The 14,958-nt window shown below is 62.0% G+C and carries 2 protein-coding genes; one reads left to right on the top strand and one right to left on the bottom strand.

Going from position 1 to position 14,958, the window contains the following annotated elements; all coding sequences use genetic code 11:
• Window positions 1–26: 26 nt before the first annotated feature.
• Window positions 27–13,298: a retention module-containing protein gene (locus KCX70_RS21415; protein WP_212618762.1), complete on the bottom strand. Its 13,272-nt coding sequence runs from the start codon at window positions 13,296–13,298 to the stop codon at window positions 27–29.
• A gap of 298 nt (window positions 13,299–13,596) precedes the next feature.
• Between KCX70_RS21415 and KCX70_RS21410 the strand changes: the two genes are divergently transcribed.
• A complete protein-coding gene (locus KCX70_RS21410; protein ID WP_212618761.1) occupies window positions 13,597–14,946 on the top strand; it encodes a TolC family outer membrane protein in 1,350 nt (449 codons plus the stop codon).
• The last annotated feature ends 12 nt before the right edge of the window (window positions 14,947–14,958 follow it).

The following is a 14,958-nucleotide window of genomic DNA, read 5'->3' as shown; positions in this document are numbered from 1 at the left end:
TCGCGGCGGGTATCCGTGCGTCACCTTCAGTGATCGACCTTGACGATTTGGTCGGCAACCAGCGAATTGATGATGTCCGTAGGATTCGAGCCATACGAAGACAGATCGACCGCGGCGCCGCCGTTTTCCAGCTTGATGGTGACGTCGGCATTGCTGCCGGTGTCATTCAGGACGCCGGTGGTGCTGATCTGCAAGGTGGACGTGGTAGTGTCCACTCGCAGATAGCTGAGGAGGTTGCCGTCGTTTTCGCCCTGGAGCAGATCGCGCAGGTCGATGCGATCTCCTTCGGTGGCATTGAAGTCGAGGATGCTGTCCTTGCCCAGGTCTCCGGCTCTCCATGTGAAGGTGTCGGCTCCGCTTCCGCCGGTGAGCTGGTCTTCGCCCAGCCCGCCGATCAGGATGTCGTCGCCGGCACCGCCGACCAACAGGTCGTTACCGGTGCCACCGTTGAGCTGATCATCGCCGCTTTCGCCGCGGAGGGTATCAGCTAGATCGCTACCCATCAGCGAGTCGTTACCAGTGGTGCCTTGCAGACTGTGATCCGGATCAATCACCACATTGAAGTCGGTCGATGCCTTATCGCCAGAACCATCTGTGACGGTGGCGCCCAGGCTCAGTGTGATGTTGGAACTCTCGTCGGCTGTGATGATTTTTGTGTAACTGACACGCGCCGAGTCGATGGAAAACTCCGAATCGTTGTTTCCAGCACGAAGCTCCAATGTGGAGATCGCATTGTTGCTGTTTATCGTCACGTTTGGAGACCAAGTGTTACTCTCGATAGTCTGCCAGGCCCCACCGTTTATTCTGTACTGCAGCTGCTCGCCATTGTTAAAACTTCTTGTCCCCAGCTCCACTGATGAAACAGAAATTCCTTCGATAACAGCAAAGTTAATTTTTAGGGTTTCGCTGTTGGATCGATAGTTAAATGCCCTATTTTCATTTCCACTAGTCCCAGGGGCATCTATACCTAGACGGTTGTCACTCCAGTATGGAGTACCCCCCGTTCCACTCAGCGATACGCTTAAGTCCGCTGTGCCGGTGCTCGCTTGAGCTAGACCATTTTGCTGAAAGAAGCTCAGGTTGGCAGTGTTGCTGCTGAATTTGGTTGCTTGATCAAGGGTTCCGACCATCTCTACTGAGTAGGTGCCCTTAGCAACGTCGCCGGTGACCTTGAATACCACATCGTTCGTACCTTGCTTGACGGCATCTAGGCTGCCATCAGCATTGGCACGATAAACCAGGGCCATGCCACCGGACGTTAGGGCGACGCTTTCCGACGCGCCGCTAAACAGGACGTTACCCTTGACTGGTTGACCATTTAGTGAGGCGTCGTCGGTGGCAGTGAACTTGATCGATGCCCCTTCAATGTCGCGTCCTGCGTCAATGCCAAGGCTGGCAGTGGATTCGGTGCCAGCGTCGCCGCTGAGTACCGTGGTTTGAGCGTCCCGATTGACGACCGGCGCGTAGGGTACGACTTTCTCGCCGTTGAGGGTCACTGTTACCTCTGAGCTAGCCCTATCGCCATCGCCGTCGATAACTACATAACCAAATTTGAGGTTCTCGACCTGATCGGCGTTGAAGTCGTCGCGAGCAGTGCGGCTGACTTCGAAACGATAGCGTCCATCCGACCAGCCAGTAAACGTGCCGAAGTCGTTGCTAATGGTGGAGGACCCATCGGAGTTGATGGTTGCGCCGGTCCATTCGATGACGGTGTTACTTCCCGCGGCTTCCACACTGCCGTCGGCGCCAGTGGCTGCATTGGCGGAAACATCTCCGCTGTTAAGTGGCAGGCCATCCGTGGATTTCACAACGGCATAGATGTCGAATGTCGATGCTGCGTTTTCTGTGGTGTAGATGGTTGTGACTACATCACCAGTCTTCGGATCAAGGAAACCCTTGATCTCAAATTCGAAGGTGCGTCCGCCCACAGTGAACTGCTTGACCAACGTAGAGTTGTCCAGGCGGATGATGTCATCGTTCACCGGGTCCTGGGTGTTGTAGTTATTCGGGGTTTCCGTGTGGCGCAGGTTGACGGTGTGTTCGATCATGGTCGGCACCCCATCAATCATGACGGTAAGTTTCACCCGCAAGCCCACAGTGCTGAGCACTGAATCGTTAGAGCTGACAGGGAAATTGTTGTGCGTGAGGGTCCCTACCTTGAAATCACTGTTGGGCAGGCTAGGACCAGAAGTGCGATAGGTCTCGTTGTCTGTGAAGGTGTAACCCGAACCGCTGCTGCCGCCCCAGTTGATCTTGTCGATGTAGCTGTCGCTGTCCGTGTTGGCCTGGGTCAGGCCGGACGTGCCGCCACCAGTGGACGTCGGGTTGACGAAGCCGGCTTCCAGGCCGGAGACGTTAATGCTGCTCACCGGAATGCTGATGGTGACGCCGCCGGGAGAGGCGGTCGGTACATCATCCTGGATCTGTACGGTCAGAGCATTGGTCGACTGATTGTTGTACGCATCTTTGACCTTAACCCCGACGCTAAGGTTGAGCACGTCTGCAGACGCGGTATCCGGATGGTCGATAGGCTTCAGCAGGCTAACTGAATAGTTGCCTTGATTGTCGATGGTTATGGCGATGGCTTTATCTGTACCTGCATTGCCCGTCAATGTCTTGCCGTCGCTGCTGAGGCTCCAAGTAATGTCAGTCCCCCCCGACTTCAGCCCGGTTGTGGTGGGTGATATGAGCGTCACAACGGTAGCTGAGTCGTGGGTGATAGCGATCTTTCCGCTGGCCACGTTGCTGGTGTCTGTATCAGTAGCGCTTTTCAGTCCGGTCTCGGAGACCAGCGCTGAGGATGCCGTTACCACCGGAGGCGTGTCTGGCAGGTTGTTTACGTTGACGGTGATGTTTGCGGTATCGAAGAGCGCGCCATCACTGGCGGTAACTGTCAGGACGTGCTCATTTGCTGTCTCGTAATCGAGAGTTTTGCCGGCGGCGATGCTGATAGCCCCGGTGGCTGCGTCGATGACGAAGATGCCAGCAGAATTGCCGCCTGTGATGCTGTAGGTAATAGCGTCGCCATCACGGTCTAGGTCGGTGTTGGTGAAGCTGTCGCTGACACTGGCCACGAGAGTGCCAGCGGCCACGTTCTCGCCCAGGGTCACAGTAGCATCGTTGATAGCCGGTGCATTGTCGTTGAGGTTGCTGACCGCAACGGTGAAGTCAGCACTTTCGACGCTGCCGTCGGAGCTGGTAGCCGTGACTGTGACGGTGTGACTGGCGGCGCTCTCGTAGTCGAGCTTGCTGCCATCGGCAACGGTGATGATCCCGGTCGTGGCATTTATGGCAAACCGGCCATCGGCACTGTTGACCAGGCTATAGCTGATCGTGGTGCCGCGGTCCGCGTCAGTGCCGAGTGCCGTGACGCCCACTTGTGTTCCGGTTGCTGCGTTCTCGGTTACCCGATTTTGCGTGTTGTCGGCATCGACCAGAATTACCGAATTGTCGTTCAGATTGGTGACGTCGACCGTAACGGTCGCATTCGCTGAGGACTTGCCGTCGCTGACACTGACCTGCAGCTCATGCTGTATGGCCGTCTCGTAATCGAGCGACTTGCCGGTCGCCAGCGTGATAACGCCGGTAGCGGCATCGATGCTGAACAGCCCGTTTCCGTTGCCGCCAGTGATGCTGTAGGTCAACGCATCGCCGTCGCGATCCAGATCGGTTCCGGTGAAGCGGTCGGTGAGGTCGGCAACCGTGCTGCCGAACGTCAGGTTTTCCGGCATCGATATGCTGCTGTCCAGCAAGCCGGGCGCATCGTTGACGGCATGCACGGTCACCGGCAGGTCCAGGCTTGTGCTGGCTTTGTCGCCCGTGGATTCGGTCGCCGTTGCGATGACCTTCAAGGTAAAGTTCGCGTCGGCGTCAGCCGGCGGCGTGACGGTCAGGCTGCTCAGGTTCCAGCCGCTCACATCCACGCTGGTCAGCGCGTCGGTTGCGGTGAATTCATGCTTGCCGTCGCTCAGCTTTGCGCCGCTCGGGATCTGTGCGATCTCCACTGCCAGCGTCTCGGAGCCGTCCCCGTCGACCAGTGCGGCGTTCAGGCGCGACAGTGGAATGGCGGTGTCTTCGGCCCCTTCGTTGTAGCCGTACAGCTGGTAGTAGCCTTGGCCGTCCGCGCCGTGCAGCTCGGACAGGCGCAGGTTTTCGCCAGCCAGGTCTGCGGTGCTGGCATAGAGCGCCAGGCTGGACAGATTCTGCGTAGCGCCGCCGTCGACCTGCACGTTCACGTCGAGGTTGCCCGCGCCGTCCTGGTTGTGTTGATAGACCACGAGCGTGTAATAGCCGCTCTCGGTGACCGTGTAGTCGCCACTGAACTGGCCCTTGCTGCCGCCCCAGGTCGCCGTCGCGACCGTCGTGCCGCCCACGACCAGCGCCAGGCTGTCGTCGGCGACGCCGCTGAAGCTGTATGTATGGCCGGCTTCCAGATAAACGAGGCCGGATAGCTTGTTGGCGACGCCGGCATTTACGTTTGGCAGCTGCGCATCGGCTACGGTGGCGCTGCTGTCAGGTGTGCCTGCGGCATCGAGGGTGGATTTCAGCGTCGCCGGACTGGCTCCGCTACCGCTGCCGCCCAATGCCAATCCGCTCCAGCTTTGCAGCAGCAGGCCCGTGGCGGCTGGCAGCTCGGCGTTTGCCGCCTGCTCGAGCGTTGGCGCGTCCGCAACCGCGCCGACCGTGATGCTGGCCGCTCCCTGCGTCTGGCCGCCCTTGCCGTCGGAAACGGTGTAGGTGAACGAGGCGGGACCGCTGTAGTTCGCGTCCGGGGTGAAGGTCAAGGCACCATTGGCGAAACCGAGCGTGCCGTGTTGCGGCGCGCTTACCAACACGACCGACAGGGTGTCGCCGTCGATATCGGTGTCGTTGCCGGTGAGGTCCGAAAGCGAGAGGGTCAGCGGAACGTCTTCCTGGGTGACAAAGCTGTCGGTGTTCGCGACAGGGGCGTCGTTGACCGGATCGATGGTGATGTCCAGCGTGCTCGAGACGCCTGTGTTGGTGGTGTACGTCACTGTCGGAACAGTGCCATGCCAGTTTGGCTCGGCCGTAAAGCGGTAGGCCCCGTTGGCCTCGAGTGTCAGGGTGCCGACACCCGACAGTGCGACCGTGGCGCCCGCTGTGTACGCCTGTCCCGCTATGTTGAAGGTCGCCACGCTCAGGCTGTCATCGACATCCACATCGTTGTTCAGTACGTTGCCGGTCACCGCGGCGCCGTCTTCTGCGCCGTGCGCGATATCAGCTTGTGTCTGGGTGGGGTCGTTGACCGGATTGACGATGACATAGGCCGTTGCCGAGTCCACAGCGCCATGGCCGTCGGTAATGGAGTAGTCGAACGACGCCGTACCGCTGAACTCAGGGTCCGGCGTGAAAACGAGCTTGCCGTCGATGAAGCTGAGCGATCCGTGCTGGGGATTGCCAGCCGAGAAGACCCACACAGGGTCGCCGTCGGCATCCGTGTCGTTGGCCAGCAGGTCGCTCAGCGAAATGCGCAGCGGAACGTCTTCCGACGTGGTGAAGGCATCGACGACGGCAACGGGCGCGTCGTTGACCGCATTCACGGTCAAACTGGCGCTGTTCGCCACCGTCACCGTGCCATCGCTGACGCCGTAGCTGAAGCCAACGCTGCCGTTCCAGTTGGCGGAGGGGGTGAAAGTCCAGGTGCCGTTGCCATTATCGGTCAGGGCGCCATCGCCACTGGCAAGCTGTAGATCGACGATGTTCAGCGTGTCGCCATCGCTATCCTGTGCGCCGGCCAGCAGTTCGGTGGCGGAGAAGGTCAAGCTGCCGTCTTCGTTGATCGACGGCAGCGTGACGGGCTGCACGTCCGGTGCGTCGTTGACCGGCGTGACCTCGACGCTGACGACGCTATCGGCATAGCCGCCCTGGGTGTCGTAAACCCGCAAGGTGAATGTGTCAGCGCCGCTGTAGCCCTGGTTGGGTGTGTAGGTGTAGGCGCCGCTGACCGTGTTCAATAGCAGCGAGCCATGTGCGACGCCGCTCTGGATGGTGTAGGTGAGCGTGTCGCCCTCGATGTCTTGCGCACTTACCTGGCCGCTGACCGAGGTGTTTTCGTCGGTCTGAAGCTGAGCGTCGGCAGTGGTCGGCGCATCGTTGACGGCGGCCACCGCCAGGCTGGCGCTGTTCGCGACGGTGACGGTGCCGTCGTTGACGCCAAAACTGAAGCTGACGTTGCCGTTCCAGTTCGCTGTGGGCGTGAAGGTCCAGCTGCCGTCGGTGTTGGCGGTCAGGGTGCCATTGCCGCCCTTCAGCTGCAGGTCGACGACGCTCAGGCTGTCGCCGTCGACATCCTTGGCGCCGGCCAGCAATTGAGCAGCGGTAAAGGTGAGGCTGCCGTCCTCTTCGATGGCCGGCAGGGTGATCGGCTGTACGTTCGGGGCATCGTTTACCGGCGTAATCTCGACGTTCACCACGCTGTCGGCATAGGCGCCTTTGCTGTCGTAAACGCGCAGCGTGAAACTGTCGGTGCCGTTGTAATTGGCGTTTGGCGTATAGGTGTAGGCGCCAGTAACCGTGTTCAGCAACAGGCTGCCGTGGTCAACACCGCTCTGGATGGTGTAGCTCAGTGCGCTGCCTTCGGGATCCTGCGCGACGACCGTGCCGCTGACCGAGTGGTCTTCGGCGGTGGTCAGCTGGGCGTTGGACGTGCTCGGGCCATCGTTCACCGGCGTGACGGTGAGCGTCGCGGTGTTCGCTACGGTCACGCTACCGTCGCTGACGCCATAGCTGAAGCTCACTTCACCGTTCCAGTCCGCGGTCGGGGTGAAGGTCCAGGTGCCGTCGCCGTTGTCGGTCAACACGCCGCTGCCGCCGGTGAGCTGCAGCCCGACGATGCTCAGGGTGTCGCCGTCGATGTCCTGGGCATTGGCCAGTAGCTGCGCCGTGGTGATGGTAAGGCTGTTGTCCTCATCGATGGCCGGCAGGGCGATCGGCTGCACCGTCGGGGCGTCGTTGACCGGTGTGACTACAAGGCTGACAACGCTGTCGGCATAGCCGCCCTTGCCGTCGCTGACCCGCACGGTAAAGGTGTCGGCGCCGTTGTAATCGCCCGCTGGCGTATAGGTGTAAACGCCGGTGCTGGCGTTCAGCACTACGCTGCCGTGCCCGGCGGTGCTCTGCAGGGCGTAGGTGAGGACGTCGCCATCCAGGTCGCTGGCCTTGACGCTGCCCACTACAGGCGTGCCCTCGGCGGTGCTGATCGCCGCGTCAGCGGTAGTCGGCGCGTCGTTGACCGGGCGGACACCGACCGTGACGGTCGCGGTGTCGCTGCCGCCATGGCCATCGCTGACGGTATAGGTAAACGAGCCCGTTCCGTTGAAGTTCGATGCGGGGGTGAAAACCACCTGGCCGTTGGCAAGCAGCGTGACGCTGCCGTTGACGGCATTGCCTACCGCGGTGATGGTCAGGGTGTCGCCATCGACGTCTAGGTCGTTGCCGAGCAAGGTGGCCGGGTCGATGGTAAGGGCGGTGTCTTCGTCGACGGTCAGCGTGCTGTCGCCGGTATGGCTCAGTTGCGTACCGCCAAGCACGCTGTAGCTACCGCCTTGCTCGCGCAGTTCGACCAGCAGTTTGGCGCTGCCGCCTTGGTCCCAGTAGACGATTTCTATGCCATGCGCACCGCTTTCGCCGATGTCGAACGTGGCGAATTCCCGTCGAGTCGCGCCTTGGTTGGCGTCGTATTGGGCGACCACGACGCCGTCGACCCGAATGCTGAAGCCATCGTCGGCAAAGACGCGGAATTGGTAGGTGCCGGCTGCCAGCTCCAGGTTGCCGGTCAGCTGGATGATGGCGTCCGAGCTGTTCGCCGGGTCGGTATTCAACGAGGCGGCATCGGCGCCGAGAAATTTCTGCAGCTGTCCGTCGGCGCCCAGGTTGGTGGTCACCCCGTTGCCGTAGTTCAGCGACGTCGCGACAAAGGTGGCACTCGGCTGGTGGCTGGCGATAAAGGCCGTGACCCCGGCCAGGTTGCTCAGGTTGGGGCCGTCGGCGCCGTCGCGATAGGCGTAGTAAGCGCCCTTCAGCCCGCTGATGGCCCCGAGGTCATCGTTTGCCACCGGGGCATCGTTCACCGGCGTGACGCTCAGCGCGACCGTGCCGACCACGGCGGTGGTGCCGTCGCTGACGCTGTAGCTGAAGTTGCCGACGGTCTGGCCGGCCAGGTAATCGGCCGGGCCGTCATATTTCAGCCCCTGCAACTCGGCGAGCGTGAGCGACTGGCCGTTCTGCACGGCGGTGCCGTCGGCAAGCGTGACCTGGCCGAGGTCGGGCAGGCCGGTCACCTGGATGGTCAGGATGTCGTTGGCGTCGATGTCGGTGGGCGCGGCGATGTTCAGCGCCGCGCCGGTGCTTTGTTCGTCAACCTTGAGGCTGGTGTCGGTGACCACCGGTTCGTCGTTGCGCCCTTCGACGGAAACGCTCGCACTGGTGGGGGTGACGCCGCCTTCGCTGTCGATCACGTCGTAGGTGTAGGTGAAGGTCAGCGTCTGCCCGGCGGACAGGTCGCCGTACTGCTGTGGGTCGATGGTCAGCGTGCCGTTGGCCGCATCGAAGGTCACGCCGCGGGTGTCATTGCCGCTGGTTTCGGTCAGGTTGGCGACGCTGAGGGTCGCGCCGCGGTCGACGTCCGAGGTGTTGGCCAGCAGGTTGACGACCAACGGGCCGGCATCTTCGTGGGTCTCGCCGGTCACCGCCGCGCTCACCACCGGAGCGTCGTTCACGCCATTGACGACCAGCGTCAGGGTGCTGGCGCTGCTGGCACCCAGTTCGTCGGTCACCTGGTAGGGGATGGTCAGCGTCAGGTTGTCGCCCGCAGCCAGCTGCTGGTAGGCGGCGTTGGACGCGTCGAAGGTCCAGCTGCCGTCGGCGTTCAGCACGAAGCCGGCAGGGGCCGGATCGCTCAGGCTGTACGCCAGGCCGGCGCCGTGGTCGACGTCACTGGCGCTGAGCGTTCCGTTGATGGCGCCATCTTCGTCGACGGCAGCACTGCTGGCGCTGGCAATCGGCGCATCGTTAGTACCGGTGATCGTCAGAGTCAGGCTGCTCTGCCCACTGGCACCCTGGTCATCGGTGACGCGGTAGGGAATGACCAGCGTGAGCGTCTCGCCATCGGCGAGGCTGTCGTAGGCCGGGTCGGCGGCATCGAAGGTCCAGCTGCCGTCGGCGTTCAGCACGAAGCCGGCCGGCGCAGTTCCGGGTAGGTCGAAGCTGAGCTTGGCGCTGTTGTCGACGTCACTGGCTTGCAGTTGGCCACTGACCGTGCCGAAGTTGATCTGTTCTACCAGCGTCTGGCCACTGGCGCCGCTCGAAGTCAGCTGCCAGCCACTGCTGGTCTGGATGACTGCACCGCTGCTGCTGGTCAGCACTGCGTTGCCGGACAGGTCGCTGAGCACCAGCCGCGAGTCGTTTACCGTGTCACCGGCGTCGGCGACCCCTATGACGAGCGTGTAGGTGCCCGGTACTGCGAACGCATGGTTGAAGGTCTGCGTGCCGCTGCTGCCGTAATTGCCGACGGACGCGACACTGCTCAGCAGCTCGACCGGCTCGCCGTTGACCTGGACGAACGCGAAGTCGTTGTAAGGCAGATAGTCGGCGGCACTGAACGCCCAATTGAACGAGACGGCCTCGCCGGGCGTCGTGGTGGTCACGGTCAGCGTGAGGATGGCGCCTTCGGTTGCGTTGGCGACCGCTCCAGCTGAGGTCGCTCCGCCTTCCAGTGCACTGGCGCTGGCCGCCTGGGCTACCGGCAAATCGTTGGTGCCGGTGATGACCAGCGTGAGGTTGTCGCTGCTGCTGATGCCGCTTGCGTCGGTAACGGTAAAGGGTACCTGCAGGGTCAGCGTCTGGTCTTTGGCCAGGTACTGGTAGGCGGCATCGCTGGTGTCCAGCGTCCAGCTGCCGTTGCTGGACAGGGCGAAACCAGCCGGGGCAGTGTCGTTGAGGCTGAAACTCAGGCTGTCTCCAGCGTCGACGTCGCTCGCCGTCAGTTGGCCTGTTACCACGCCGCTGTCTTCGGAGCCTTGCCCCAGCGAGGCGCCGGCAACCGGAGCGTCATTGACCGCGGCAACTTCGACCGTCACGGTCGCTGGCACAGACACCTGGTCGCCATCGCTGACGGTGTAGGTGAAATCAGCCGTGCCGTTGAAATTGGTATTTGGCGTGAACGTCACCGAACCATCGGCGTTGAGCACGACGGTGCCGCCTGTGCCATTGGTGACGCTTGCGATGGTCAGGCCATTGCCGTCGGCATCGCTGTCGTTACCCAGCAGCTCGCTGGCCAGATAGGTTACCGGCGTGTCTTCGACGGCCTTCAGTGAGTCGTCAGCGGCCTGCGGCGCGTTGTCATTCAGGTTGGCTTCGGACAGCGTTACGTTGGCGGCGGAGACATTGCCAGCGGCGTCGATGGCTTCGATAGCGTAGTCATGGCTATTAGGTGCCTGCTCGAAGTCATTGACGCCGGCCGCGGCGCCCGCCTGGGTCAGTGTAATGCGGCCCTGGCTGTCAATCCGGAAATAGCCGTCAGCGCTCGTGTCGTCGCCGCTATCGGCGAAGCGGAAGGCAACCACGCCTACGGCATCCTGCGCACTGACACTGCCGATCACTGCATTCGCCGACTGGTTCTCGTCATAGGTGAACTGCTGACCGGCTGTAATTGCCGGTGCCTGGGTGTCGACCGCGTAGGTGCGGTCGGCTTCAGCCGAACCGGTGTTGCCGGCCGCATCGGTGTGGCTTACCGAGGCGCTGATGGACGTATTTTCGGCCAGATCGCCGCTACCGACGTTGATGTTGAAGCCGAGCTCACCGTTGCCCAGGTCGATGACCTTGCCTTCGTACTGGCTGGTGCCAACGCTCAGGACGACCACGTCGTCGATCGCCACTTCGCCAGTGACCTTGCCGGTCACGGTGACGATGTCGCCGGCGCGCTCGGAAGCATTGATGGTGTTGTCAGCCGTGATCGGATCGATGCTGATGGCCAGGTTCGGGGCGCTGGTGTCGACCGCGTAGGTATGGTCGGCTTCAGCCGAACCGGTGTTGCCGGCCGCATCGGTGTGGCTTACCGAGGCGCTGATCGACGTGCTGTCGGCTAGATCGCCGCTACCGACGTTGATGCTGAAGCCGAGCTCGCCGTTGCCCAGGTCAATGACCTTGCCTTCGTACTGGCTGGTGCCAACGCTCAGGACGACCACGTCGTCGATCGCCACCTCGCCGGTAACTTTGCCGGTCACGGTGACGATGTCGCCGGCGCGCTCGGAAGCATTGATGGTGTTGTCAGCTGTGATCGGATCGATGCTGATGGCCAGGTTCGGGGCGCTGGTGTCGACCGCGTAGGTGCGGTCGGCTTCAGCCGAACCGGTGTTGCCGGCCGCGTCGGTGTGGCTTACCGAGGCGCTGATCGCCGTATTGTCGGCCAGATCGCCGCTGCTGACGTTGATGCTGAAGCCGAGCTCGCCGTTGCCCAGGCCGATGACTTTGCCTTCGTACTGGCTGGTGCCAACGCTCAGGACGACCACGTCGTCGATCGCCACTTCGCCAGTGACCTTGCCGGTCACGGTGACGATGTCGCCGGCGCGCTCGGAAGCATTGATGGTGTTGTCAGCCGTGATCGGATCGATGCTGATGGCCAGGTTCGGGGCGCTGGTGTCGACCGCGTAGGTATGGTCGGCTTCAGCCGAACCGGTGTTGCCGGCCGCATCGGTGTGGCTTACCGAGGCGCTGATCGACGTGCTGTCGGCTAGATCGCCGCTACCGACGTTGATGCTGAAGCCGAGCTCGCCGTTGCCCAGGTCAATGACCTTGCCTTCGTACTGGCTGGTGCCAACGCTCAGGACGACCACGTCGTCGATCGCCACCTCGCCGGTAACTTTGCCGGTCACGGTGACGATGTCGCCGGCGCGCTCGGAAGCATTGATGGTGTTGTCAGCTGTGATCGGATCGATGCTGATGGCCAGGTTCGGGGCGCTGGTGTCGACCGCGTAGGTGCGGTCGGCTTCAGCCGAACCGGTGTTGCCGGCCGCGTCGGTGTGGCTTACCGAGGCGCTGATCGCCGTATTGTCGGCCAGATCGCCGCTGCTGACGTTGATGCTGAAGCCGAGCTCGCCGTTGCCCAGGCCGATGACTTTGCCTTCGTACTGGCTGGTGCCAACGCTCAGGACGACCACGTCGTCGATCGCCACTTCGCCAGTGACCTTGCCGGTCACGGTGACGATGTCGCCGGCGCGCTCGGAAGCATTGATGGTGTTGTCAGCCGTGATCGGATCGATGCTGATGGCCAGGTTCGGCGCCTGTGTGTCGAGCACGAAGCTGACGGTGGTGGCGCCGGAGGTGTTGCCAGCCACGTCGGTCTGGCGGACGGAGACGGTGTTGTTGCCTTCGACCGGTGTGAAGCTCGACGACCAGTTGTTACCGCCATCGGTGCTGTATTCAACCGTGGCGCCAGCTTCGGTGCCGCCAATGGTTAGAGCACCGGAATTGGTGATGCCGTCCGAGCCGCTGGTGCCAGTGTCGCTAGTCAGTGAAACGCTAGGTGCCGCGACCTGGGTATCGAGCACGAAGCTGACGGTGGTGGCACCCGAGGTATTGCCCGCCACATCGGTCTGGCGGACGGAGACAGTGTTGTCGCCTTCGGCCGGAGTGAAGCTCGACGACCAGGTCTTGCCGCCGTCGGTGCTGTACTCTACGGTCGCGCCGGTTTCGATACCGCCAATGTTCAGAGCGCCGTTGTTAGTGATGCTGTCTGTCGGGTTCCCGCTGTCGGTAAGCAAGCTTACGGTCGGTGCTGATACATCGGTATCGCGTGCCAGGTTGGCCGCTGAAATGTCATTGATGCCGGGTTGGGTTTGGCTGGTCGCCGGCAAACCTTGGGTTGCAAATCCGGTCACCGCTTCGACGTGCTGAGCTGTCTCGCTGAGCATGACAGCGCTGTGGCCACCGCCTCCTGTACCGCCTGTGCCGCCGGCGCCTGGCCCTGCTGCAGTGGGGTCAAGCTGTGTGGTGGGGTCGAAGCCATCGGCGATGGCTTGTTCCAGATCGGTGACAGGCTGGTTGTTCGCCTGCGCCGCATCGGCCTCGGCAAACTCGCCGGCCTGCCAAGTCGCCGAACTACCCAGCGTCAACTCTTCTCCATTCGGCAGTTGCAACGTAACCGACCCTGCTACGTCCGTTTCCAACCGCTCTCCAGGAAAGATGGCCTCACCTTCGAAAACCTGGCGGCGAACGCCTTCGGCTGATACGGCGAATACCTGACCTGTCAGGCTCTTGATAACAGCGTAAGCATTGCTCATGACCGTTGCTCCGAAAGTAAGTGTGGCCATATCTGGAGGCTGATAGCATTTAGCCAGATAGACGAGTCCGTTCGACAAAAAAATGGCGACGTTGGTGTGGCGACAAACGGTAGGTCAAACTATTGACCCCCCATAGCGTGATGTTAAACAATGCACGCCATGATGTCACTGTGCTAGCACGGTAATTATTGACATTTATCTGCCGCTGTGACGTGAAGGGGTGTAACGGCTCGATCTAAGCCGCTGATGTCCGTTCCGCCTGGCCCAACGTCAGCTGTTTTTTCGAAGGATTATCTCCATGAAACGCGCGCTCGTCCTGCTCCCCCTGGCTGTTGCCCTGCCGTTCGCCACCCAGGCGCAGACCCTGCAAGAGGCGATGCGCAGCGCCTTGGAGTCCCACCCTGAGATACGCGCAGGTGTGAACGCCAGACTGGCTGCCGAAGAAGAGCTGCGCGCAGCCAAAGGCGGTTACATGCCTCGCGTCGATCTGGTCGGTGGTTATGGTCGGGAAGGCACCGATAATCCCAGTGGGCGCGCCAGCGGCGATCATGATTACGAGACGCTGACCCGCAGCGAAGCGCGCCTGAGCGTCGAGCAGATGTTGTTCGACGGTTTCGCCACCTCCAGCGAGGTCAAGCGTAACCGCGCGGTGGTCAACTCTCGGGCCCTGGAGTTGCTGGGTAATACCGAGCGCACCGCGTTGGAAGTGGCTCAGGTCTACCTGGACGTATTGCGCCGTCAGGCACTGGTCCGCTTGGCGGAAAACAATCTGCGCAGCCATGAGCGCATCTTCGATCAGATCAACCTGCGCAGTCAGCGCGGCGTCGGCCGCATGGCCGATCTGGATCAGGCCGAAGCGCGTCTCGCGCAAGCGAAGAACAATCTGCTGACCGAGCAGGCGAACCTGGACGATGCGCGCGTCAACTTCATCAGCGTGGTGGGTCAGTCCCCCGAGCAGCTCGACATGCCGGCTCCGATCCTGGCGGACCTTCCGGAAACCTTCGAATCGGCCCGCGACAAAATGTTGGCCGACAACCCTCAACTGCGCTCGGCCGAGGCCGATATAAATGCTGCCGAGGCTCAGATGGCGGCCGCGAAGTCCGCGTTCTATCCGCGTTTCGCGCTTGAGCTGAGCACGGGTGCCAACGACAACATCGATGGTGTGCCGGGGCATGAGAACGAGTGGCAGGCAATGGTACGTATGCGCTACAACCTGTTCGCCGGTGGCAGTAACAAAGCCGAGCTGCGCGCTCGTGCGCATCAGGCCGACCAGGCAATGGATATCCGTAACAACGCGCTGCGTCTGCTGACCGAAGAGCTGGGCCTGGCCTGGAATGCGCTGTCTAACGCGCGCCAGCAGCTGCCGATCGCTCAGGACTATGTCGACCGCAGCAGCCGAGTGCGCGACTCCTACCAGCAGCAGTTCACCCTGGGCGAGCGTACCCTGCTCGACCTGCTCGATAGCGAGAACGAAATGTTCACCGCCGCGCGCCGTCTTGAAGATGTGCGCTTCACCGAGGCCTTGACCCAATACCGCATCAAGGCGGTAACCGGCTCTCTGCTTCAGAGCCAGGGTGTCGTGGCGCCCATGGCTGCCGTGCCGATGGACGAGGTTCAGGCGCGGGTTCAACTGCCTGCAATGAACTAACGAGGCGCCCTG

Origin of the sequence: Stutzerimonas stutzeri (assembly GCF_018138085.1) — a bacterium.
GTDB classification, from domain to species: domain Bacteria; phylum Pseudomonadota; class Gammaproteobacteria; order Pseudomonadales; family Pseudomonadaceae; genus Stutzerimonas; species Stutzerimonas stutzeri_AI.
Note: the sequence above shows the minus strand (reverse complement) of the source record. Positions and strands in the feature narration are given on the sequence as shown.